The sequence below is a fragment of the Labedella endophytica genome, assembly GCF_003990045.1.
Lineage (GTDB): Bacteria > Actinomycetota > Actinomycetes > Actinomycetales > Microbacteriaceae > Labedella > Labedella endophytica.
Map to the genome: position 1 here is coordinate 1 of NZ_RZGZ01000003.1, position 25,373 is coordinate 25,373.

Sequence of the window (25,373 nt, forward strand, 5' to 3'; positions counted from 1 at the left end):
GGGTGAGGTTCTCCCCGGACGGCTTCGTCACCGTCACGCACTCGTCCGGCCAGCTCGGCGTGCGCGACATCGTCTTCGTCGTGTCGGATGGCACGACGGATGCGACGGGGAGTTTCGCCCTCGATGCGAAGCCCGCGGGCTCCATGAACCCCGTCGGCACGCCCGACTTCGCGGAGACGTTCGTCGGCGAGGCCGTCGAACTCGACGTGCTCGGAAACGACGTCTCGCCCTCGGGCGAGCCCCTCGCGCTCGTGGGAGCGGAGGCGCTCACGGCCGGCGTGGGGATCACGCCCAACACCGACACGGGCACGCTCTCGGTCTCGGCCGGCGCCCCGAACACCTACTACATCAAATACACCCTGTCCTCGGGGCCGAAGACGAGCGTCGGTCTCGCTCGCGTCGACGTCAAGCAGATCCCCGACGACCTCGGGGCGCCGATCGCGGTCCGCGACACGATCTACCTGCGCCCGAACGAGCCGACGAGCCTCGCCGTGCTGACGAATGACGTCTCACCGTCCGGATCGGTGCTCGCCGTGCGTTCCCTCTCGGCCCCCGACGACGCCTCGTCGCTGTCGATCGAACTCCTCAACAAGTCGGTCGTCCGGGTCACGGCGAACGAGGCCCTCGATCGTCAGCTGCAGTTCTCCTACACGCTCTCCGACGGCATCAGTGATGCGACGACGACGGTGACGGTCGTGCCCGTGGCTCCGCTGACGAAGCACCAGGCGCCGATCCTCGAAGACGATTTCGTGAAGGTGCGGGCCGGGGATATCGCAAGCGTGCCCGTGCTCGACAACGACCTGCACCCGGACAACGCGGTCATGACGGTCGACCAGGACCTCACGAAGGCCGCCGAGAAGGGGCTCTCCTTCGTCACCGGGGACCGCGTGCGCTTCCAGGCGCCATCCGAGCCGGGCGTCTATACGGCGACCTACCAGGTCACGGACGAGTTCCAACAGAAGGCCGTCGCGAACGTCGTCTTCACCGTGGTGCCGGCCGACCCCGACAACAACCTGGCCCCCACGGCGCCCACGCTCACGGCGCGTGTCTTCGCCGGGGCGGACGTCGAGGTGAACGTGCCCCTCGACGGGATCGACGGGGACGGCGACTCCGTCGTCTTCGACGGCATCACCGGGCCCCAGCAGCTCGGCCTCGTGCGCAGTCAGACCTCGGAGTCCTTCGTCTACGAGGCCAACCCGACGCAGTTCGGCACGGATACGTTCCCGTACCGCGTCAAGGACGTCTACGGCGGCACGGCGATCGGCACCATCAAGATCGCCGTCGTGGAGCGCCCTGCCCAGGACATGTCGCCCATCGCGGTGGACGACCGGATCGAGGTGCGCCCCGGCCGCGTCGTCAGCGTCCCTGTGCTGACGAACGACTCCGATCCGAACGAGTACACGATCGAGCTCACGGAGGACCTGGGCGACGTCCCGTCCGACGTCACGGCGTCCACGTCGGGCGGCACGATCGAGATCGAGGCCCCGGACGAGGAGACCAACTTCGCGATCCGCTACACGATCTCGAACGGCCACGGTGGCACCGACAACGCGTACGTCCAGGTGCGTGTGACCGAGGACGCACGCATCCAACCCCCGGGGGTCGAGGACCACATCGTCCAGGCGGAGGAGGTCGTCGCGCAGCGCACGGTCGACATCGACCTCCGCGACGGCGCCTCCAACCCCGGCGGCCTCACGGCGGACCTCGTCCCATCCATCGAAGGCGCGAACGCCGGAGCGGTCGAGCTCCTCGAGGACGGGACGGCGCGCGTGACGCTCGGGGAGACGCGGACCGCGATCACGTACCGCCTCACGAACGACGTCGACGACCTCAGCTCGGCCGCGTTCATCGTGGTGCCGCCGTTCTCCGACGGTCTCCCTCCCCGCCTCATCGAGGAGGAGCGCATCGTCGACAAGAACGAGACGCGTACGTGGTCGCTCAGCGAGATCGCCGAGTCGCCGACGGGCAAAGACATCTTCCTGACCGAGGCCGACAAGGTCACGAGCAATCGCAGCGATGGAACGCCCAACTTCGTCAACGAGCAGACGGTGACGTTCACCCCGGCCGTTGACTACCGCGGTCCCGCCTCCCTGACCTTCGAGGTGAGCGACGGCACGGCGCTCGGCGTCGTCACCCTCGTGATGCCGATCACCGTGGGCGACCCGGAGATGAAGGACGAACCCCCGACCTTCACGAACCCGTCGCTCTCGATCGAGGCCGACGGCTCGCAGTTCCCCATCGACCTCCGCGAATCGGCGGCCCACCCCAACGCCGACGTCGTGCGCTCGCTCACCTTCGGCTCCCTCGGGCAGGCCACCGGGGGCATCCAGGCGAGCCTGAGCGGGTCGACGCTCACCGCGAGCGCACCGTTCGGCGTGCAGCCCGGGACATCGACGACGATCCCCGTCACGATCACCTATCGCGACTTCGAGGTGACCGGGCAGATCAACATCCAGGTGGTCGCCTCGTCCAAGCCGCCGCCGCAGGCCTATGACGACTCCTCGCCGGATGCGCGTAGGAACAGCACCGTCACGATCCCGGTGACCGGCAACGACTTCAATCCATTCCCCGGTCAGCCGCTCACGATCACCGACGTGGCGGTGGAGTCCGGCCAGGCGGACGCCTCGGTCAGCGGGGACAGTGTCGTCATCCGCACGGGAGCCCCGAAGAGCCAGAACATCAGCGTGCTCTACACGATCCAGGACGCCACGAAGGACCCGTCCCGCACGTCGCAGGGGCGCGCGACGGTCACCGTCACCGACGTGCCGGACGCGCCTCCGGCCCCGGCGCTCGCGGCGAGCGACCGGAACATCACCGTCTCGGTGAACCCCACCCCCGCCAACAACGGTTCGGAGGTCACGGGTTACACCGTGACGCGGAACGACGGCACGGTGCGGACCGACTGTGCGCCGGGCGTACCCTGCAGCTTCTCCGGCACCAACGGCACGACGTACAGCTTCACGGTCACGGCGACGAACGGCGTCGGGACGAGCGCGACGTCGCCGGCCGAGAGCGCCGTCTCCTACGGCAAGCCGGCAGCGCCGAGGAACCTGAGCTTGTCCAAGACGAGCGAGTGGGCGAAGAGTTCGTTCGCGATGGCGTGGAGCGCCCCGAATGACGACGGCGGTCGGATCGACCGTTATGAGTGGACGTTCAGCGGTGGGGGCACCGGCTCAACGTCCGGATTGAGCGCGACGTCCGGCGCGATGGACGCCGGCAGCTACACGTTCACCGTCAGCGCCTGCTCACCAGCCGGATGTGGGCCGGCGGCGACGTCTTCGTCGGCGAGCGTCGCGAATGAACCTCCGCCTCCGCCTCCGCCTCCGCCCCCGCCGAAGGTTCCGACGATCACGGACGTGTTCGGATACGACGGACCAGCGACCATCGAAGGCGTCACGAACGCGTACCGCGTCGGGTGGTCGTGGGAGAACTTCGGTGACGGGAACCACCAGGTGATCCCTAAGTTCAACCGGGGCAACGGCTGGGAGAACATCGCTGGTACGTACACGAGCGCCGGGGACAAAGGGACGACGCGTTCAACGGCGTACATTCAGAACGGCTCATGGACGGCGAACGGGATCCTCCTCACCATCGACGGTAAGGATTACGGGCCCTACTACTCGTTCCCGTAGCCGTACCGCTCCACGCCCCTCGACCACCATCACCGTCCGCACCACCCAAGGAGAACAGTGACCGTCTCGACCGAACAGGCCACCTGGTTCCACGACGCCTTCGAGAGCCTCGTCGACAACGTCGACAAGGCGATCCTCGGCAAGAAGGACGTCATCAGGCTCGTGGTCGCCGCGATGCTCAGCGAGGGCCACGTACTGCTCGAGGACTTCCCCGGAACGGGTAAGACCGTGCTCGCGAAAGCGCTCGCCAACACGCTCGACGGCACCCACTCGCGCATCCAGTTCACGCCGGACCTCCTGCCGTCCGACGTGACGGGTGTGACCGTCTACAACCAGGAATCGCGCACGTTCGAGTTCCACAAGGGACCGATCTTCGCCCAGATCGTGCTCGCCGACGAGATCAACCGCGCGTCGCCGAAGACCCAGTCGGCGCTCCTCGAGGTCATGGAGGAGGCGCTCGTGACGGTCGACGGCGAACCCCACTCCGTCGGCAGCCCGTTCATGGTCATCGCGACGCAGAACCCGGTGGAGCAGGCGGGTACGTACAAGCTCCCCGAGGCGCAGCTCGACCGCTTCCTCGTGAAGACATCCCTCGGGTACCCCGATCGCGAGACGAGCGTCGACCTCCTGCTCGACGCGGCCAACCGCGCGCGGGCGTCCCGCGTCTCGCCCATCATCGGCCCGGAAGCGGTGACCGCGATGATCCAGCTCGCGTCGGAGGTCCACGTCGAGCGGGCCGTGATGGAGTACATCGCGGACCTCCTCCAGGGCACGCGCGACGACGAGCACGCGGCTCTCGGCGTCAGCATGCGCGGCGGGCTCGCGCTCGCCCGGATCGCGAAGACGTGGGCCCTCTCGCAGGGACGCCTCTACGTGACGCCCGACGACGTCCGCGACCTCGCGACGCACGTCCTCGCCCACCGCATCATCATCGACGCCGAGGCCGAGTTCGCCGGGACCACGTCCCAGCAGATCGTCGACCGCGTGCTCGCGCGCGTGACGCCTCCGGCCACACGGGCGTCCTGACCATGGTGAGGACCACGCGATGACCCAGGCGACGGTCGACGCCTTCGGACCCGACGCCGAGCCCACGCGGCTCGCGTCGATCCGTCGCGCCCTCACGGCCGTCGGCGCACCCGTGGTGCGCGCCGCGACGCCCGTCGTCCGCGTCGTCACAACGACCGGCTGGCTCGTCCTCGCCGCCGCCGTGGTCCTCCTCGTCGTCGGCGCGACGCTGTCGTGGTCGGAACTGCTCGCGATCGGCTTCACCGCGGTGGGTGCGCTCGTGGCCGCGATCGTGACGATCCTCGGACGCACGAGCTTCCGCGTCGAGGTCACTCTCAGCCCCACGCGCGTCGTCGTGGGGGAGCGCGCGATCGGCCGCGTGGACATCACGAACGTCGGCTCGCGCCGCACCTCCGCGACGCGCCTCGAACTCCCGGTGGGGGAGGGGCTCGCCGTCTTCGCGATCCCCGGTCTCGCTCCCGAGTCGTCGACCGACGAGCTCTTCGCCGTGCCGACGCACCGGCGGGCCGTCATCGACGCGGGACCGGCCGTGACGGTCCGCGGCGACCAGCTGGGGCTCTTCCGCCGCACCGTGTCCTGGACGGATCCCATCGAGCTCTTCGTCCACCCCGTGACGACGCGACTGCAGCCGAGCGCCGCCGGCCTCGTGCGCGACCTGGAGGGGCAGACGACGCAGAAGATCACGAACAGCGACATCGCGTTCCACGCGCTCCGCGAGTACGTCGTGGGCGATGACGTCCGCCACGTCCACTGGAGGAGCTCCGCCCGCACGGGGCAGCTCATGGTGAGGCAGTTCGAGGAGACCCGGCGCTCCCAGCTCACGATCCTGCACACGGCGGACGAGCGCTACTACACCTCGTCGGAGGAGTTCGAACTCGCCGTCTCGGTCACGGCGTCCGTCGCGACGCAGGTGATCCGGGAGGCGACCGCGATCGACGTGGTGACCGAGGATCGACGGCTCCGCACCCACACGGCCGGCGCCCTGCTCGACGACTCGTGCCGCATCGACGTCGTGAGGGGGGCGACGGGGTCGCCACGCGATTTCGCCCGCGACGCGACCGCCATGCTCCCCGTTCCGAGCGTCGCCGTGATCGTCGCGGGGAGCCGCATGACGGCGACGGACTTCCGGGCCATCGAGAAGTTCTTCCCCGCCGAGACCCGCGTCATCGCCTTGCGCATCGCAGCGGGTGAGAACCCGCAGGTCAAGATCGCGGGCGGGCTCCAGATCTTCACCGTCGGCACCCTGCGGGACCTGCCGCGCGTCCTCTCGAGGGCATCGTGAGCGGCATCGAGGACACCGCGACCCAGGCGGGCGGTGCGCCGCGCACACGGCGTAGTGCCCGTCCGCGCCGTCGTACGTCGTCTCGCGGCGCCGGGGCGTGGAGGCCGCCGACCGCGGGACTCGCCGCCGGTGCCGACCGGCGCGCGTTCATCGACCTCGGGGTCGTGAGCCTGCTGCTCCTCATCGCCCTCACGGGCTTCGCCCCCGTGCTCGTCGGACCGTGGTTCCTCGTCGCCGGTGTCGTCGGTCTCGTCGTCGGCATCGCGGCGGGCTGGGTGTCCCGACTGTTCGGGCTGTCCGCCATCCTCACGGCACTGCTCGCGATCGTCCTCTACTTCCTGATCGGGACGCCGGCCGCGATCCCGGGACAGGCGATCCTCGGCGTCCTGCCCTCCCTCGGTTCCCTCCGCGGACTCGCCGTCGGAGCCGTCTTCGGCTGGGCCGACGTGCTCACGCTCGGAGCGCCCGCCGCCGCCCCCGACTACCTCCTCGCGCTCCCGTACGTGAGCCTGTGGCTCACGGGCCTCGTCTCGGCGGTCCTCGCGTTGCGCTGGCTCCCGCGGGCGACGCGCTCCCTCGGCCGGGTCGCGGTGCTGCTCATCGCTCCCGTCGTCCTCTATGTGGCGACGATCGTCATCGGAACGGACGAGCCCGTACAAGCGTTGCTGCGGGGAACCGCCTTCGCCGTGGTCGCCCTCGTCTGGCTCGGATGGCGCAACCCGTTCGGACGCAATGCGAGCCTGCAGGACCGCAGCACACTCGTCCGTCGCAAGCTCGTCGGCACGGCCGTCGTCGTGGCGGCCGGCGTCGCGGCGTCGACGCTCGGTGGGGCGGTCACGGGCCCCACGGTCGATGCGGGTCGCTTCGTGCTGCGGGACGTCGTGCAACCGCCGTTCGACCCCGTCGACTACCCGAGCCCGCTGGCAGGATTCCGCAATTACACGGCGGACCTCGACGAGACGATCCTGTTCACGGTGGACGGTCTCGTGCCCGGCGACCAGGTGCGACTGGCGACCATGGACCTCTACACCGGGCGCCTGTGGGACGTCGCGGGCGTGGATGTCGCGACGAACGGGTCCGGCTCGTTCCGCCTCGTGGGCGGCGAGTTCCCGGAGCCCGAGCTCTTCACCGAGGCCGACACCCGTTCGCTGCAGGTCACGGTCGGCGGCTACTCCGGCGTCTGGATCCCGGGAGTCGGCGCCCCGTCCTCGATCACGCTCGAGGGGGCCGACACGGAGCGCGTCGAGAGCGTGCGCTTCAATGCGGCGACCTCCACGACCGTGCTCATGTCGGGGCTCTCGGAGGGCGATGCGTACGCGCTGACGAGCGAGACCCAGGTGGTCCCGTCCGACGACGCTCTCGCGAGCGTCGACCCGGCCGACGTGTCCCTGCCCCCTCTGAACGATGTCCCGGACGTGGTCTCGGCCAAGATGAGCGAGTACATCGGCAACGCGTCGACGCCGATCGAGCAGATCCGTGCCCTCGAGACGGCGCTGCACACCAAGGGCTTCCTGAGCCACGGACTCGCCTCGGACAGCGTCGCGTCGCGCGCCGGGCACGGGGCGGACCGGATCGAGGAGCTCTTCACGCGCAACCAGATGATCGGCGACCAGGAGCAGTTCGCGGCGGCGATGGCGCTCATGGTGCGCGAGCTCGGCTATCCCGCGCGGGTCGTCATGGGCTTCGCTCCCGAGAACGTCGTGGAGGGCCAGCCGACCGACGTCATGGGCGGAGACGTCACGGCCTGGGTGGAGGTGCCGTTCGACGGCGTGGGCTGGGTGCCGTTCTACCCCACCCCCGACGAGACGGAGATCCCGCAGGACCAGAACCCGAAGCCGCAGACCGAGCCGCAGCCGCAGGTGCGTCAGCCTCCGCGCGTGGAGAAGCAGCAGGAGGATCTGCTGACCTCGGTCGACACGGAGGACGGCGACGACGAGGAGAAGGACGAGGCGTTCGTCCTTCCCGCCTGGGTCGTGTGGACGGCGATCGGCATCGTGTCACCGTACGTCCTCCTCGGCCTGTGGATGCTCGTCGTCGCCCTGCGGAAGATCGCCAGGCGCCGTCGCCGGCGCCGCGCACCGACCGGGCACGAGAGGGCCGTCGGAGCATGGGACGAGCTCGTCGACGGTCATGCCGAGCTCGGGTACGCCGTTCCGCCGAACCAGACCCGGACGGCGACGGCCTCGAGTTTCGCCGCCCAACGCGCACGGGCGAGTGCCGGACGACGGGGAAGGGGCGCGGCGTCCGACGCTCCGGCGGCCGACCCGGTCGTCCTCGGCGGTCTCCGCGAGCTCGCCGCCCGAGCGGACGAGGCCGTCTTCGCCGGCGGGGACACGGCGGACGACTCCGTCGACACACTCTGGTCGGGCGCCCGTCGTGAGCTTCTCGGGGCGACGCGCGGCGTAGGCTGGTGGCGGCGGCTCCGAAGCCGCCTCCGCGTCAACCGATCGGGCAGGGCCCGCTCGCGCGCCGCGGCCGCCGGAACACGACGGAGGGGAGCCACGCACCGTGTCGCAACCGGACGCTCCTGAGCAGTACTGGAACGGTGTCGCGATCCCGCCGCGCCCGCCCCTCCCCGGCGCGGCCGTGACGCCGCCCGTCCCCCCGCTGCCGCCATTCGCGCAGCAGGCGGCACCGCCGACGAACCCGACCGATCCCGACGCCGAGGCGCCGGCGCCCACCCCGGCTCGTCCTGCCGCTCCGGCGTTCCCCGCACCGTCGACTCCCGCTGCGCCACCTGCTCCGCCGGCTCCCGCTGCTCCGCCGGCTCCTGCTCGGCCCGGTTTCATCGGGCTGCCTCCCGGAATGGGTGCGCCGCCATCGGCGGCGGCCGCCCCGCCCGCGGCCCCGTCCACACCCGTGGCCCCGTCGGATGAGCCGGTCGCCGCGCCCGTCGTCCCGCAGAGGTCGCCGGGTCCTGCAGCGCCCTCGACGCCGCCCCTCGACACGGTGAGGCCGCCCCAGAGCGGTGCCGCGCCGGCCCCGCACCCTCCCGCCGACGTGCCGGTCACCGCGCCGACGACGATCGAGAGCCCGGTCCTGCACTTCCCGGACGGCTCGAGCGCGGTCATCGGGCGCGGGGTCCTCCTCGGCCGCGACCCCGTGTCACAGGACGCCCACCCGTCGGCCGGACTCGTCCGGGTCCACGACGTGGCGCGGAGCGTGTCCAAGACGCACGCCCTCGTGACCTGGGAGCGCGGTCACGTCTGGGTCACCGATCTGCACTCGACGAACGGTACCGCCGTCGTCGACGACGACGGCTTCGAGACGGCCTGTTCGCCCGAGGTCCCGACTCCCGTCCCGAGCGGACACAGCCTGCTGCTCGGTGCCCTCCGGGTCGTCGTGCAGCGGGTCGGGCGCTGAGGCGGCCGGAATACCCGACCCCCCTTCCGCGGTCTGCCCGTCGTGGACCCGCCCCCGTAGGCTGGGGGGCCAAAGCTCTTGACCGGAAGGATGCTCGTTGTCGTCGCAGGGTTTCCGCTACAGTCTCGAGACCCCGGCCCCGTCCTGGTTGTACCTCGTCGGTGCCGAGACGGTCGTCGGCATGCTCACGCCCGTCGACCAGCCCGTCGTCGACGCGGTGTGGGGCGTCGTCTCCCGACCTGGCGCCCTCTTCGACGACGTCATCGCGGTCATCCCGCAGACGCTCGCCGACGGCCGGCTCCTCTCCTTCGTGGCGCTCTCGGTCCGTCCGGACGGTACCGACACCGCGACGGTCTCCGCCCTCGTGCACGGCGAGGGCATGCTCGATGTGGACGTCGTGGGCGGGAGCGCTCGGATCGCGCCTCCCGCCGACCGCTCCTGGGCGCGATCCGACCTCTCGGGCGTCGTGGTGATCAGCACGATCACCCGCAGCGGGGCCGGTATCGGAGCATCGGTCGAGTTCCCCGTCGCGGGCGGCATCATCGTCGCCGACCGGATGGCCTGGGGAGCGCGGCGCATGGTCCCGGACCGCCCGGCCGGCTCGGGTCCCGACCGCCTCGTCCGCGCGACGGACCTGACGGGCGAGGTCGACCGGACCGTCCGTCGCGACGACCTGCGGCCGACGGGTCGCGCCGGAGCCCACGCGGCCCCGGCTGCGGCCGTCGCGACGGGCTCCGTGCCCGTCGAGGCCGACCGGATCCCCGACTCCGTGCTCCACGACGGCCGCACGGTGCTGCGGTCCACGCTCGGTGCTGGCGCGGTTCCGGAGTCGGTCGACGCGGCTCCCGCCCGCCCGGCGCCCCGACCGTCGACCTTTGCCTTCCGGGTCCGCGACGGGGTGCCGTACCCCCTCGACGTCGTGCACTACGTGGGGCGGAATCCCAAGCAGCCGCGGATCCCTCTCGACGAACCCGTGCGCCTCTTCTCGGTCGCCTCGCCCGCGAAGCTCGTCTCCTCCACGCACCTCGAGCTCCGGCAGCAGGGCGACTCGGTCGTCGTGACGGATCTGCGGTCGACGAACGGCACGTCGGTCATCCTCCCCGGCCGGGACTGGCAGCGGTTGAGGGGTGGCCAGGGCATCGCCGTGATCCCTGGAACCTTCGTCGACATCGGCGACGGCGTGGTCCTCGAGATCCTTCCCCCCGCCCCATTCGAGTAACCCTCACGATGCACAGGGGATCCCGGCCCGATCGGCCTAGGATTGGGGCAATCGCGCGGGCGCCACGGCGGCGTCGTCGTCCGCCTGACGAGTCCTGATCGGAGGTGTGCCCGCATGTCCTCCCGCCTGCCCTCCGCACCGCCGGTGCTTCCGGGCTTCACCTACTCCAGCATCCTCGGATCGGGCGGCTTCGCCGACGTCTTCCTCTATGAGCAGGAGACTCCGCGGCGCCGCGTGGCCGTCAAGGTCATGCTGAGCGGCTACGCCGATCAGGCGGCTCGCGACGTCTTCAGCGCCGAGGCGGATCTCATGGCGCAGCTCAGCACGCACCCGGCCATCCTCACGGTGCACCAGTCGGGCGTATCCGCCGACGGCCGGCCGTACCTCGTCATGGAGATGTGCCCGTCGAGCGTGGGCGATCGCTACCGTCGCGAGCGTCTCGGCGTGGCCGAGGTGCTCCGGATCGGGATCGCGATCGCCGGAGCCGTGGAGTCGGCGCACCGGGCCGGGGTCCTCCACCGGGACATCAAGCCGTCGAACATCCTCCAGACCGCGTACGGCAACCCCGTTCTGAGCGACTTCGGGATCGCCGCGGTCATCGGTACCGTCGCGCCCGAGCAGTCGGTGGGGCTCTCGGTGCCCTGGTCGGCTCCCGAGGTGGTGTCGGGAGCCTCGCAAGGCGACATCGCCTCAGAGGTGTGGTCCCTCGGCGCGACGGTCTACTCGTTGCTCGCCGGGCGGAGTCCGTTCGAGTCGTCGGGATCCGACAACACCCCGGCGGAGCTCATGACGCGGATCTCGCGAGCGAAGCTGCCTCCGCTCGATCGCTCCGACGTTCCCGAGCGTCTCGAGGTGGTGCTGCGCCGCGCCATGTCGCGGCGACCGGATGCCCGGCAGCGGAGCGCGCTCGAATTCGCCAGGGAACTCCAGATGGTCGAGGCGGAGCTCGGCATCGCGCAGACCCAGCCTGACATCGCGGTGGACGAGTGGGCGCACGCCGCGGTCTCGGATCCCGTGGACCGCACACGGCAGACCGCGATCCGCCAGGTGGACCCGGGCCGGCGGCCACGCCGGTCCCGTCCGGTCCCGTCCGAGGCGGCCTCGGCGGACGACGCTCGGACCGTCGTCCGGGAGTCGGTGGGCTCGCCCGGTCGCTCGACGACGGGGCGGAGGGTCGCCGAGCCGCGTCGCTCGCGTCGCTCCGCGGTGATCCTCTCGGTCGCCGCAGCGACGGTCGTGCTCGCCGCGGCCGTCACGACCGTCGTCCTCACGGCCGAACGGGACGACGGGACCATCCCGGTCGTGAACGACATCGCGGCGACGATCGAGGACGACATGGCCGTGTTCTCCTGGAGCTCCGAGGATGCCGTCGAGGGAGACAACTTCGTCATCACGAGTTCGGACGGACGCGAGAGCATCCAGCGCACGACCGAGTACCGCATGGACGGCACCCCCGGCGACCCCGTGTGCGTGACCGTCACGGTGCGCCGCGCCGGTCGACTGGGCGAGCCGAGCGCGGAGAAGTGCATCGACCTCCCGGACGGGGCCGGCTGATGATGCGTGCCTGGATCCGGCACAACCGTCGACGGGTGATGTCCGGCACCGCGGCGGTCGGGCTCGTCGCCGTGCTGGCCTCCGTCGCCGTCACGTCCTCGGGGTACCGCACGCAGAACACGGAGCTCGACGACGCCGCCGTCTGGGTCGTGAACGGGGCGGACGGCGCCGTCGGTCGCGCGAATCTCGAGGTCGGGGAGCTCAACAGCGCGTTCCCCGTCGACTCGACCGATCTCGATGTGCTCCAGCGGGGGTCCACGGTCGTCGTCGTCGACCGGTCACGGTCCTCTCTCTCGCGGGTCGACGTCGCGAACGCCGTCCCGGGTGACGAGATCCCGCTGCCGTCGGGCACGGAGACCGTCGGCCTCGCGGGTGATCGCCTCGTCGTCGTGGCCGGCGGAGACGTCTGGCTCGTCCCGCTCGACGGTCTCGACGATTTCGACGCGTCCTCGGAACCCCTGCTCCGTTTCGGCGACGGAGCCGTCTCGGCGTTGAGCCCGTCCGGCCGGCTCGCGGTCTTCTCACCATCGCTCGACGAGGTGAGCGTCTTCGACGCGTCGAGCGAGGACGGCCCCACCGACCCGGCCGCCACGGAACCGTTCGAGGGCGAGGATGTGCGGATCACGCTCATCGGCGACACCGTCGCGCTCCTCGACGTCGAGAACGGCGTGCTCGACATCGGGGGAGAGCGATCCGTCCTCGACGGATCGACCCCCGATGCTGTGCTCCAGGCACCGGCCGACGGGGGAGCAGCGGTCGCGGTGGCCCTCGGCTCCGGGCTCGTCGAGGTGCCCCTCGACGGGGGCGATCCCCGCCGGGTCGCGGAGGCCGATGGCGCGCCGGTGGTGCCGACGTCGGCCGGCGGCTGCCTCTATGCCGCGTGGGACGACGGCGCGCTCTGGGAACGATGCGGTTCGGGAGCCCCGCGCACCGCCGTCCTCGACGGTCTCGGCGACGGCTCGGCCGCCTCATTCCGGGCCGACGGCGGTCGCGTCCTCCTCAACGACGCCCGCTCCGGGCGCTCCTGGGCGGTGCAGGACGGCGACGTCGTCATCGACAACTGGGGCGATCTCCTCGACGAGCAGGAGGACCGGCAGGACGTCGAGCAGAACGACGAGGACGCCCCTCCGGAGTACGAGACCCGACCGGCCCCTCCCGTCGCGGAGGACGACGCGTTCGGCGCCCGTCCGGGGCGCACGTCGCCGTTGCCCGTCCTGCTGAACGACTACGACCCCAACGGCGACGTGCTCGTGATCGACGACGTCGAGGCCGTGCCTGAGGACCTCGGACGGGTCGACGTCGTCGCGGAGGGACAGGCTCTCCAGATCGCGCTCGCCGACGACGCCACGGGGACCCTCTCGTTCACCTACTCGGTGAGCGACGGCCGCGGCGGCCAGGACACGGCGACCGTCGAGGTCGACGTCCGGGAGGACGGCGAGAATCTCGCTCCGGTCCAGTTCCGGGCGCCCAAGACGCTCGTCGCCGCCGGCGGCCGCGTGTCGACCAACGTGCTCACGACCTGGTTCGACCCGGACGGCGATCCGTTCTACCTCGAATTGGCGACAGCCACGGATCCGGAACTCGCGGTGTCGAAGCCCGACGGGACCGTCGTCTTCACCTCGTCCGGAGGCACGCTCGGGCGATCCGACGTCGCGCTCGTCGCGTCCGACGGTTCCCTCCAGGGAGCCGGCCGCCTCTCGGTGACCGTCAGGGATGCCGGCGACGTGCCCATCATCGTCGAGCCGTTCGCCGCGGTCGCGCACGCGGCCCAGGAGATCACGATCTCACCGCTCCGCCATGTCCGGGGCGGAGTGGCCGCGGTCCGGCTCGCGGGCGTACCGAACCGGGACGGGGTCGACCTCGTCCCGGACTACGACGCCGGGACGTTCCGCTTCACGGCCGATGCGGCGGGCATCTACTACGTCGACTTCTCCGTCACCGACGGGACGAGCACGACCGCCGGCGTCGTCCGTGTGCAGGTCACGACTCCACCGGCCGTCGGTGAGGCCCCGATCGCCGCTCCCCACACCGTCTTCGTGCGTGCGGGCACCCCGCAGACGGTCGAGGTCCTCGAGAGCGACAGGGACCCGGCGGGTGGTGTGCTCCTCGTGACCGACGTCGAGACCGCCGACATCGCCTCCTCGCTCCGGATCGAGGTGCTGGAACAACGATCGGTCCGGGTGGTCCTCACCGCGCCCCTGTCGGGCGCCGTCTCCTTCCCGTACACGATCAGCAACGGCTACGCGGAGGCGACCGGCACCGTCACGGTGATCGAGATCCCGGAACCCTCCCGCCCGCAGCCGCCCATCGCGACGGCCGACACGGTGTCCGTGCGCGTCGGGGACGTGGTCGACGTCCCCGTCCTCGACAACGACGAGCACCCGGACGGCAGCCGGCTCACACTCGGGACGGATCTCCCTCGGGGCCTCCCGGCGGAGGGCGGGCTGGCCTTCGTGTCCGGGGAGGTGCTCCGGTACCTCGCGCCGTCGACGCCGGGTGACTTCACGGTCACGTATCGGGTCTTCGGGCCGGACGGGCAGTGGGCCGACGCCGACGTCACGCTGAGCGTGCGGGAGATCGATCGCGCCTCCAACACCGCGCCTGCTCCGAGGACGGTGACGGCGCGCGTGTTCGCCGGCGAGACCGTGCGCGTGGAGATCCCGTTGTCGGGCATCGATCCCGACGGGGACTCCGTGCAGCTCGTGGGCCAGTCGAGTTCACCCGAGCGCGGAGGAGTCACGGCGAGCGGTGCGACCTGGTTCGACTACGAGGCCGCCGCCTACGCCGGCGGTACGGAGACCTTCGAGTACACGGTCGTCGACGCTCTCGGCGCCCAGGCGACGGGGACGGTGCGGATCGGTGTGACGACACGCGCCGACGCGGCACGCAACCCGGTGGCCGTGGAGGACCTCGTCATCACGAGGCCGTCGCGCATCGTCACCATCCCCGTGCTCGACAACGACTCGGATCCCGACGGCGGAGCGCTGCAGATCACCTCGGTCGAGCCCCTCGATCGCTCGGTCGTCGCGACGGTCGGTGCGGACACGATCGATGTCGAGGTCCCCGAGGCCGAGGGGCGCTACGGGTTCGTGTACACGATCACGAACGAGCGCGGCGGAACCTCGTCCAACTTCATCACCGTCGTCGCCGATGTCGATGCGGCACCGGCCGTTCCGGTCGCGCGCGACGCGGTCGTCCGCGTCGAGGACGTGCTCGATCGGGACTCCGTGACCGTCGACGTGCGGGCGAACGTGCGATACGTGGACGGCCCGGTCGCCGGGCTCTCCGTCGGCGTCCCCGAACGCTACGCCGACGTCGCGACGGTCGACGAGGAGGGGCGCGTCGTCGTCGAGATCGGCGACGAGAGTCGCGTCGTGCCGTTCCGGGTCTGGGACCCCGACGAGGAGGGGGTCGAGGGGTGGGCGTTCGTCCGCGTCCCCGGCCTCGACGACGCCCTTCCCCAGTTGCGGAGCACGGCCGATCCGCTCCGGGTGCGGAGTGGGGAGAGCCTGCGCATCGACCTGTCGGACTACGTTGTGGCGATCGGCGATCGGTCGGTCCGCATCACCGACGAGACCACCGTCCGCGCGACCCACGCCAACGGTGACGATCTCGTTCTCGACGAGGACACCCTCGAATTCACGAGCGCCGACCAGTACTTCGGGCCCGCGTCGATCGCCTTCGAGGTCACCGACGGAGAGGGTGTCGACGACCCGGACGGGCGGATCGCGACCCTCGTCCTCCCGATCACGGTCACGCCGCGGGAGAACCAGCCCCCCGTCTTCACGGGAGGCTCCATCGACGTGGAACCGGGTACGACCCGCACACTCGATCTGGCCCGTCTGACGACCTACCCGTATCCCGAGAACCTCGACGAGCTCGACTTCTCCTTCGCCGCCCCCCTGCCCGAGGGCGTCGAGGCGACCATCGACGGCCGGACTCTCGCGATCGACACCGCTTCCGGCGCGCCGGTCGGCTCCGTCTCCCGGATCGCCCTGGCCGTGTCCGACGACGAGAACGAGGGGACGGCGGGGGAGATCGACCTTCGGGTCGTCCCGTCGACCTTGCCACTCGCCGTGCCGCAGGCGGACTCCGCGCAGGTGACGCGCGGGACCTCGCAGACGATCGATGTTCTCGCGAACGACGGAGCGACCAATCCGTTCCCCGACACTCCGCTGCGGGTGCTCGACGTCACGGGGATCGACGGCGCCGGTGTGCCGAGCGGCCTGTCCATCTCACCGTCGTCCGACCGCAGCGTCCTCACGGTCGAGGTCGCAGCCGACGCGGAGATCGCCGACACCGTGCTGCAGTACCGGGTCGCGGACGCGACGGAGGACTCGAGCCGCTTCGTCTGGGGGACCGTGCGGATATCGGTGCGCGACCGCCCCGAGCCTGTCACAGCGCTCGCGCTGCGATCCGCCGGCGACAGGAGCCTCACGCTCGGTTGGACGCCCGGTGCCTTCAACAACGCACCGATCGAGGACTTCACCGTCACCCTCACGAGTGTGGCCACGAACGAGGTCGTCGGGTCGACGACGTGCACGTCGTCGACGTGCACGGTCACGACCCCGGGGAACGGGCGTGAGAATGCCGTGCGGGTGCGGGTGACCGCGACCAACGAGGTCGGGACGAGCGAGCCGACCGAGCTCGGTGCCACCGTCTGGTCCGACCTCATCCCCCCGGCCCCGGAGAACCTCGCCTCGACACCGCTCGACGGGGGACTGCGTGTGTCCTGGACGAAACCGTCGGATCCGACGGCGGCGAGCCCGATCGTCGCGTACGACGTGACGGTCGGCGGGGTCACGCAGACCCTGTCGGTGAGCCGCAGCGACCCGGCCGGTACCCGGTACGTCCGCTCCATCCAGTCGACGTCGATCCCGAACGGCACACCCGTGGCGGTGTCCGTGCAGTCCCGCAACGACTTCTCCGGCGCCTCGCCGCAGTGGAACAGGGCGACCGGTTCGAACACGCCGGCCGGCGCCCCGATCGCCACGACCTCCCCGACGGCGGAGGGCGACCGGTCCTCGGGCACCCGGGTCACGGTGAACTGGGGCGGCGTCTTCTCCGGGAACGGCGCGGCCGTGCAGCGCTATTACGTCGCCCTCTCGGCGGACGGGTCGCTGCCGTCGTGCCGCGTCGACGGTGTCGACGGCGGGAACCCGCGGCTGAGCATCTCCGACCCCGACGGCGAATTCGTCGAGGTGGGGACGGCGCGGTCGTACACGTTCACCGGGCTCACGCCGGGCACCGACTACCGCGCCGTGGTCTTCGCCTACAACGGCCAGGGCTGCACGGGCAGTGCGGAGGTCTCCGCGACTCCGCTCCAGCGACCCGGCGTCCCGACGGCGTCCTTCGGCAGGCTCGCTCGATTCAGCGAGGGTCTCTACTCCTACGCGGCGACGGTCGACTTCGCGACGGGTGGCGGCGCGCAGTCCACGACCGTCGAGTACCGGGCGACGGGTGGCGGGACCTCGAGGGACGGGACGCTCGATGGGCGCGGCTTCGTCATCCCGGACACGCAGCAGTACGGATACGTCCTCCAGGTGCAGTTCCGCGTCTGCGAGGTCTTCGGAGTCGGGACCCTGTGCAGCGACTGGTCCGACGCCGTGCCCACACCGAACGCGGTCGTGAGCACCCGCATCACTCCTTCCCTGCTCGATCTCACGATGAGCTTCGTCGGGGGCCGGCCGATCGGCGGCGAGGCCGGACCGTACCTCGAGTTCAGTTGCGACAACTTCGCCACGGAGGGACAGCCGCTCGGCTCGACCGGGTCGTGCGTGAACACGCCGAATACTCGTGGCAACATCTGGGTGAGGGTCTCCCTCCCCGGACAACCCGAGCACCGCGACCTGTACAGGCTGTGAGTCGGTCTCGACCGACCGAACGCCCCCCGACGAAGGAGAACGCCTCATGACGATGACACCCGAGCAGGCCACGTGGTTCGCGGGCGTCTGCGATCGTCTGATCGCGAACGTCGACCAGGTGGTGCTCGGGAAGAGCCACGTCATCCGCTTGGCCTTCGTCTCGTTGTTCAGCGGTGGGCACCTGCTCCTCGAGGACGTGCCCGGAACGGGTAAGACCTCGCTCGCCCGCGCGATCGCCCAGAGTATCGACGGGAGCGCGAGCCGCGTCCAGTTCACGCCCGACCTGCTCCCCGGCGACATCACGGGCGTCAGTATCTACGACCAGTCGAGCCAGAACTTCGAGTTCCACCGGGGACCGATCTTCGCGAACGTCGTCCTCGCCGACGAGATCAACCGGGCGAGCCCGAAGACGCAGTCGGCGCTCCTCGAGGTCATGGAGGAGGGCCAGGTCACGGTCGACGGCGTCCGCCACCCGGTCGGTGCACCGTTCATGGTCATCGCGACGCAGAACCCCATCGAGCAGGCCGGCACCTACCGGCTGCCGGAGGCGCAGCTCGACCGCTTCCTCCTCAAGACCTCGATCGGCTATCCCGACCACCAGTCGACGATGCGCATCCTCGAGAACCCCCACGCGAGCGACGCGGTGGAGGTCGCAGCCGTCGTGCCCGCGTCAACGGTCGCCGACATGGTCTCGCTCGTCTCGACCGTGCACGTCGACCCGTCGATCAACGACTACATCGCCCGGATCGTGGAGGGCACCCGCTCGGCCTCCGAGGTGAGGCTCGGCGGGAGCGTGCGGGCCGCACTCGCGCTCGTGCGGGCGACACGAGCGCTCGCCGCGTCGGCCGGTCGGTCGTTCGTCATCCCCGACGACGTGAAGGCGCTCGCGGAGGCGGTGCTCGCCCACCGGCTCGTCCTGGACCCCGAGGCCGAGTTCGACGGGGTCACCCCGTCGAGCATCGTCTCGCGCGTTCTCATCGACACGCCCCCACCGCAGGACCAGGGCGCGCGATGACGTTCCACCGTCGCGCGGCGGAACGTCCGAGCCAGGTCGGCATCCTCGCGGCGGCGATCCGCGGCGTCGTGGTCGCCTCCGCGCGCGGAGCGGATGCAACGATCGCGGCCTGGCGCCGCGTCGATGCGGTCGTCGAACCCCTCGGCTGGGTGGTCGTGGGGGTCGTCGGCGCGGCGTTCCTCGTCGGCTACGTCGCCGGCTGGGTCGAGCTCGTCGCGATCGCCTGGACGGGATCGGTCGTCCTCGCCGTGGCCGCGGTGTTCCTCATCGGACGGACGCGCCACGAGGCCACGATGACGCTGCCCGTCGGCCGCGTCGTCGTCGGCGAGCAGGCCGCCATCCAGCTCTCCGTCGCCAACCCGACCCGGCACCGGCTCGGGCGGGTGCGGGTCGAGGTCCCGGTGGGGGAGGCCGTCGCGGACTTCGCCGTCCCCGGTCTCGCCGTCGGCGCCCGCTTCGAGGACGTCTTCGTGATGACCGGGTCGAGGCGGGGGATCGTCCCGGTCGGGCCCGTCCGCACGATCCGTGCCGATCCGATCGGCATCGTCCGGCGTGAGCGCCGCTGGGACGAGCGCGTCGATCTGTACGTGCATCCCCGGACGATCCCGATCCCGAGCGTCAGCACGGGCTTCATCCGCGACCTCGAGGGCATCGCGACGAACGAGCTCACCGCGAGCGACCTGTCGTTCCACTCGATCCGCGAGTACGTGCCGGGCGACGAGCGACGCGCCATCCACTGGAGGAGCACGGCGAAGACGGGGCAGTACATGGTGCGGCAGTTCGAGGAGACCCGTCGCAGCCACCTCATGGTCGTCCTCGGTCTCCACCCGGATGAATTCGCGACCGAGGAGGAGTTCGAGATGGCGGTGAGCGTCACGGGGTCCCTCGGCGCCCGCGCGATAGCGGACGGGAGGGACGTCGCCGTCGTCGTGAGCGCGGTCGGCCGTCCCGGGGCCGTTCCCGCGCGCCCCGTCGAACATCTCGCGTCGCTCTCGCCCGTCCGCCTGCTCGACGACCTGTGCCGTGTCGATCCGTCCTCGACGGCACTGCGTCTGGCCGACGTCGTACGTTTCGCCTCCGAGGGCGTCGCCGGGGTGTCCCTCGTGTTCCTCGTGTGCGGGTCGACCGCCACGGCCTCGTCCCTCAGCGCCGCGGCGGCGGCCCTCCCCCCGGGCGTCGCGATCGTCGCCGTCGTCTGCGATCCGGAGATCGTGCCGAGCATGCGCCGCATCGGCGCCCTCACCGTCGTCACCATCGGCTTCCTCGACGATCTGAGCAAGTCGCTCCTCCGGGCGGGGATGTGATGGCCGCGTCCCGGGGGCTCCCCGGTCGTCGTTACGTCGTGTGGACGCTCGTCGCGTCGACGGCGGCCGTCGCCGTCGCCGCCGCCGCGATGTGGCCGATCTACGAGTCCGCCGCCTTCGTCCGCGCGGGGATCGGTGCCCTGCTCGTCGGCCAGCTCATCGCAGTCGTCGGCGCCCGGCGTCGGTTCGGAGCGTGGTCCCTCGCTCTCCTGTCGCTCCTCGTGCTCGCCGTGATCGGCGTCCCCCTCGCCGTGCCGACGCAAGCGATCGGTGGCGTGCTGCCGTCCGCCGGGGGACTCGGCTCGCTCGCGGAGGGGTCGCTGCTGTCGTGGAAGCGACTGCTCACGATCGCGACGCCGGTCGGGGACTACCAAGCGCTCCTCGTGCCGGCCCTGCTCCTCGTCCTGGCCGCGACCGTGACGACGACATCGATCGCCCTCCGGGCGCGGGTCCCCGACCTCGCGACCGTCGTCCCCGTCCTGCTCCTCGTGGCCGGGATCGTGCTCGGTCCGGAACGACCGGTCCTGCCGGTCGCCACGGCCGTCGCGCTCGCCGCCGTCCTGCTCGCCTGGCTGACCGCTCTCCGCGAGAGACGGGCGGTGTCTCGGCTCGCCGAGATCGACGGGTCGGGCGGGTCGCTCGCACCGAGCCGAGGCGACCGCCGCCGGGGTGCGGTCTCGTCGGCCGTCTCCGCGCTCGCGGTCATCGCCGTCGCGACGGGAGCTGGCGCAGGTGCGGCCATGCTCGTTCCGCCCGCATCCGATCGGGCGCTCGCCCGGAACGCCGTGGAGAGACCCTTCGATCCCCGGGACTACCCGAGCCCGCTCTCGACGTTCCGCGCCTACCACTCCCCGCAGCAGGCCGACGCCGTCATCCTCACGGCCGACGGTCTCGACGCGTCCCGGATCCGGCTCGCCGTCATGGACGATTTCGATGGAGTCGTGTGGCGCGTCGGGACGGCCGCGAATCCCTCCGACTCGGGCTCGTTCGAGCGGCTGCCGTTCCGGCTGGAGCCCACGGTCGCCGGCGACGTGTCGCTCACGGAGGTGACGATCGGCTCGTACGACGGCGTCTGGCTCCCGGGGACCGGCTACCTCGGCTCCGTCGATTTCGCCGGCGACCGGCCGGCGGCGCTGTCCGACTCGCTGTACTACAACGCGAACGCGGGGACGTCGGCCGTGACCGAGGGCCTCCGTTCCGGCGATGCGTACACGATCGACGCCGTCGAGCCCGCCGCCGCCGGTATCGACGAGATCGGCGAGCTCGTGCCCGCCCGGACGCCGACACGGCCGGGCGACTCGCCCGACGGACTGCTCGACTTCCTCGACCGGTTCACGACGCCGGGCGCCACACCGGGGGAGGACCTCGAAGCCGTCCTCGCCGGCCTCGGTTCCGTGGGCTACATCAGCCACGGGGTGGGGGAGGACGAGCCGAGGAGTCCGTCGGGCCACGGGCTGGATCGGTTGTCTGCGCTGCTCTCCGACACGCCGATGGTGGGCGACGGCGAGCAGTACGCCTCGTTCGCGGCGCTCGCCGCCCGCCAGCTCGGCTTCCCGTCGCGCGTGGTCATGGGGTTCTCCCTCGACGAGGACCTCGAGGAAGCGACGTCCGGTCCCGTCGCGTTCACAGGCTCCGACGTCGCCGCCTGGATCGAGATCGAGGTGGCGGGTCGCGGTTGGGTCGCCGTCGACCCGACGCCGGAGGACCGGCCGGTGCCCGAGGTGGAAACCGAGGACCCTTCCCTGATCGCGCGGCCCTATCCCGACCTGCAGCCCGAGGTCGAGGAGGAGCCCGATCGGAGCGAGCAGACCGCGCCGGACTCGAGCGAACCGGAGGAGGAACCCGTGATCGATCCGTTCCTCGCCGCGCTCGTCCAGATCGCGCGCGTGTTGTCCTGGCTCGTCATCGTGCTCGCGCTGGCGCTCTCCCCGTTCATCGCCGTCATCGCGGCGAAGGCCCGTCGGCGCTCGTTGCGCCGCCGCACGACGGATCCTGAGGAACGGGTCGTGGCCGGGTGGCGAGAGTTCCGAGACGCCGTGATCGACCACGGCATCGAACCCCCGCCCGCGTCCACCCGCCACGAGGTCGCGACGCTTCACGGGTCGAGGGGCGCCCATCGACTCGCGGTGCTCGCCGATCGAGTGACGTACTCGACGCTGCCGTCCACCGACGAGGACGCGGATCGCGCCTGGCGGCTGGTCGACGACCTCCGGCGTGCGCTCGGCTCCCGGGTCGATCGTCGCGGGCGCCTCCTGGCGCTCGTCTCCCTCCGATCCCTCGGCCTGCGTCGGGGCCGCTCGACACCGGCACGGAACGCACCTCGGCGCCCCGGCACCCGGACGGAGGGGGACGGATGACCGCCGACGACCTCCCGGGACCCGCCGCCGATGAGGCCGGCCGTCGTCGGATGGACCGGGACACCGTCTTCGCGGTGTTCGCGGCCGTGCTCTACCTCGCTCTTCTCGTGTGCGCGTTCGGTTTCGTGAGCCTCCTCGCCGACGTGGACGTGGTCTCGAGGGAGGGTACGGGCAGGTTCGTCGGTCCCGCGATGGTCGCGACGGCCGTCGTCGTCGTCCTCGTGGCCCTCGTCCGCGAGGCGAGGAGACCCCGCCGGACCACCGATCGCGTCGTCCGCTGGCCGCTCGTCATCGGGCTCGGTGCCGCGCTCGGCTTCACGGGTGCCGGGGTGGTGATCGTCGCCGTCGAGTCCGGCCGCTGGTTCGATGGAGTCGTGTTCGCCTCGTCGACGCTCATGTCCGCCTTCCCCTGGATCGCCGGCGGCCTCGCGGCCGTGGTCGTCGTCGCATTCGGTCTCGTGACGACCGAAGCCACATCGCCCCGCCCTCGCTGGCCGTGGGAGCGGGAGGACGAGGAGGAATGGTGATCACCGCGCCGTCCGGGAGAACCTCCCACCGCCGCGGTCACCGCGGCACTACGGTGTAGCCATGGAGCGGTCCCTCGAGACGACCGTGGCGCAGGCCGTGGACGCGTGGTTGCGGTGGCTGCCGCGATGGCGCCCGTCCACCACGCGTGGGCGGACGAGACTGTGCCGCCGCTGCTTCGGATCCCCGGTGGTCGCGGCCGCCGGTCTCGACACGGATGTGCCGCACGCCGTGCAGCACGGACTGTCGACGCGCATGAAGACCATCGTCGACGCCGTCGTCGACGAGTACACGGAACGCAACCTCCCATTGCTCCATAAGGAACTCCTCGAGTCCGAACGTCGGAAGGCGGCCGGGTACCGCCCGGATCAGGGCCTCGATCCCGAGTTCGACGGCCTCCCCCTCGACCCCGATCCCGAGCCGGGGGAGCCCTACCTGTTCACGTTCGCGGAACTCGCCGGCGGATCCGATGCGGGTCAGACCCCGCCCCCGCGCGAGCTGTCCGACGAGGAGAAGCAAGCGCTCCGGACGGAGCTGCGGTTGGCGGACGAGTGCGCAGGTCACGCCGGCCGGCTCGTGTGCATCGCCCTCGAGGAGCACAGGGGACGGATCGCGGCGGGCATCGAGCGCTACGTGGAGCCGCAGGTCGAGGCGCTCCTCGCCGACCTCGCCGGAAACCTCGATACGCCGCCGTCCGGGTGGGGATGATCGCAGGCCGGGACGGGTAGTCCTGCCCCTGGCCGTATGTCGTCCGCTCGCTAGACTGGCGAGGTCGCATCGACGAAGGGGCAAGGGAATGTCGAATCCGCCGGGACCGTATCCGCAGGGCCAGCCGCCGTACCCGTATGGGCAGCAGGGGCAGCCGGGCCAGCAGCCCCCGTTCCCGCCGGGCCAGCAGCCCCAGGGTCAGCCGCCGTACCCTCAGGGTCAGCCTCAGGGTCAGCCGCCGCAGCAGCCGCCGTACCCTCAGGGTCAGCCGCAGGGTCAGCCGCCGTACCCCCAGGGTCAGCCTCAGGGTCAGCCGCCGCAGCAGCCCCCGTACACTCATGGTCAGCCCCAGGGTCAGCCGCCGTATCAGGGTCCGCCGCAGCAGCAGCCGACCCCCTCCCCGACCCAGGCCTATGCGACCACGGATCACACGGCGCCCCCGCAGCCCTACGCCCAGACCGCGTCGCCGGAGCGGAAGCCCCGGCGTCGGGGGCGGATCATCGGGCTCGTCGCCGGGGTGGTCGTCCTCCTGCTCCTCATCGCCGGTGGGATCGTCGGAAACATCGTCGGCACCCAGGCCAACGCCCCGGAGCGGGAGGTCGAGGAGTACCTCGATGCGCTCGTCGACGGTGACGCCGAGACGGCTCTCGCCGTCTCGAACGCCGACGTCGGCGACACGGGTGTCCTCCTGACGAACGACGTGTACGGCGAGGTCGACGACCGGATCTCTGGCTATGAGATCGGGGAGACGACCATCACGGGGGACACCGCGGAGGTCGCGGTCTCCGTCTCGCAGGGCGATGAGGCCTTCGACACCACGTTCACCCTGGACAAGGCGGGGAAGGCGTACGTCGTCTTCGACACCTGGAGCCTCCAGGCTCCCGAGCTCGGGCTCGTCGGCTATTCCGTGACGGGTCCCGAGGACACGGCGGTCGTCGTGTCGGGCGTCGACACGAGCGCCGTCCCCGCTGCCGAGAGCGGCTCCGTCGAGCTCCCCGCCCTGCCCGGCACCTACACCGTCGCGCTCGCCGGGGACTCCGAGTACCTCCAGGCGGAGCCCCTGACCGTCGCGGTGACGGGTTTCGGCGCCGATGCGGTCACGAGCCTCAACGCCGAGGGCGAGGAGGCGACCGCTCTCACGGTCACCCTGACCGACACCGCGATGGAGGCGGGAGAGGCGGCCGTCGATGCCTACCTTGACGGTTGCGCGGCCTCGACCGACTTCCGCCCGGACGGCTGCCCGTTCACCGCACAGGGCGAGACCCCCGGTTACGAGTACTCGAACTGCGTCTGGACCCTCGAGTCGCGACCGACCTTCACGGTCGGTCAGTACGACGACGGCCAGTGGCCGGTGTCGACGGAGAGCTCCGGCTCCGCGAGCCTCGAGTGCGACGTGCGCGACCCGGGTACGGGAGCGTCGGGAACGGCCACGGCCGGCCCGATGAGCGTCGACGTGGGTGGCGCGATCACCGCGTTCGGCGAGGACGGCGCGACCTACGCGCCCTGACGCCCTTCGTTCCCCTC

The 25,373-nt window shown here is 71.2% G+C and carries 14 protein-coding genes; all 14 read left to right on the plus strand.

Annotated elements, in window-relative coordinates; translation table 11 throughout:
* Positions 1-3,632 (plus strand): Ig-like domain-containing protein (locus ELQ94_RS17300; RefSeq protein ID WP_243696983.1); only part of this gene is annotated, 3,632 nt, incomplete at its 5' end.
* 57 nt (positions 3,633-3,689) lie between these two features.
* Positions 3,690-4,658, plus strand: a complete 969-nt coding sequence (locus ELQ94_RS11020) for an AAA family ATPase (RefSeq protein WP_127050316.1) — start codon at positions 3,690-3,692, stop codon at positions 4,656-4,658.
* Between the two features lie 19 nt (positions 4,659-4,677).
* Positions 4,678-5,940 (plus strand): DUF58 domain-containing protein, encoded by a 1,263-nt coding sequence (locus ELQ94_RS11025; RefSeq protein WP_243696984.1) that lies wholly within the window; start codon positions 4,678-4,680, stop codon positions 5,938-5,940.
* Positions 5,937-8,471 carry a transglutaminase-like domain-containing protein gene (locus tag ELQ94_RS11030; RefSeq protein ID WP_127050318.1) on the plus strand — a complete coding sequence of 845 codons (2,535 nt, stop codon included), beginning with the start codon at positions 5,937-5,939 and terminating at the stop codon, positions 8,469-8,471. The genes ELQ94_RS11025 and ELQ94_RS11030 overlap by 4 nt, the downstream gene beginning before the upstream one ends.
* The gene (locus ELQ94_RS11035; protein ID WP_127050320.1) at positions 8,449-9,303 is read left to right on the plus strand and encodes an FHA domain-containing protein; all 855 of its coding nucleotides are present in this window, start codon (positions 8,449-8,451) and stop codon (positions 9,301-9,303) included. The genes ELQ94_RS11030 and ELQ94_RS11035 overlap by 23 nt, the downstream gene beginning before the upstream one ends.
* A 97-nt stretch (positions 9,304-9,400) precedes the next feature.
* Positions 9,401-10,522 (plus strand): FHA domain-containing protein, encoded by a 1,122-nt coding sequence (locus ELQ94_RS11040; protein ID WP_127050322.1) that lies wholly within the window; start codon positions 9,401-9,403, stop codon positions 10,520-10,522.
* A gap of 114 nt (positions 10,523-10,636) precedes the next feature.
* Positions 10,637-12,076 carry a serine/threonine-protein kinase gene (locus ELQ94_RS11045; protein ID WP_127050324.1) on the plus strand — a complete coding sequence of 480 codons (1,440 nt, stop codon included), beginning with the start codon at positions 10,637-10,639 and terminating at the stop codon, positions 12,074-12,076.
* 38 nt (positions 12,077-12,114) lie between these two features.
* Positions 12,115-17,940 (plus strand): Ig-like domain-containing protein, encoded by a 5,826-nt coding sequence (locus ELQ94_RS11050; RefSeq protein ID WP_243697020.1) that lies wholly within the window; start codon positions 12,115-12,117, stop codon positions 17,938-17,940.
* A 46-nt stretch (positions 17,941-17,986) separates the two neighbouring features.
* Entirely contained in the window at positions 17,987-18,955 is a 969-nt protein-coding gene (locus tag ELQ94_RS11055; protein WP_127050328.1) for an AAA family ATPase, read from the plus strand.
* The gene (locus tag ELQ94_RS11060; RefSeq protein ID WP_127050330.1) at positions 18,952-20,259 is read left to right on the plus strand and encodes a DUF58 domain-containing protein; all 1,308 of its coding nucleotides are present in this window, start codon (positions 18,952-18,954) and stop codon (positions 20,257-20,259) included. Before ELQ94_RS11055 ends, ELQ94_RS11060 begins: the two co-directional genes overlap by 4 nt.
* The gene (locus tag ELQ94_RS11065; protein ID WP_127050332.1) at positions 20,259-22,616 is read left to right on the plus strand and encodes a transglutaminase-like domain-containing protein; all 2,358 of its coding nucleotides are present in this window, start codon (positions 20,259-20,261) and stop codon (positions 22,614-22,616) included. The genes ELQ94_RS11060 and ELQ94_RS11065 overlap by 1 nt, the downstream gene beginning before the upstream one ends.
* Positions 22,613-23,143, plus strand: coding sequence for a DUF6121 family protein (locus tag ELQ94_RS11070; protein WP_127050334.1), 531 nt, complete (start codon positions 22,613-22,615; stop codon positions 23,141-23,143). Before ELQ94_RS11065 ends, ELQ94_RS11070 begins: the two co-directional genes overlap by 4 nt.
* A 61-nt stretch (positions 23,144-23,204) precedes the next feature.
* Positions 23,205-23,849 (plus strand): spermidine/putrescine ABC transporter substrate-binding protein, encoded by a 645-nt coding sequence (locus tag ELQ94_RS11075; RefSeq protein WP_127050336.1) that lies wholly within the window; start codon positions 23,205-23,207, stop codon positions 23,847-23,849.
* A gap of 88 nt (positions 23,850-23,937) precedes the next feature.
* On the plus strand, positions 23,938-25,356 hold the full coding sequence (locus ELQ94_RS17305) for a zinc ribbon domain-containing protein (RefSeq protein WP_166404760.1): 1,419 nt from the start codon (positions 23,938-23,940) through the stop codon (positions 25,354-25,356).
* Positions 25,357-25,373 lie beyond the last annotated feature (17 nt).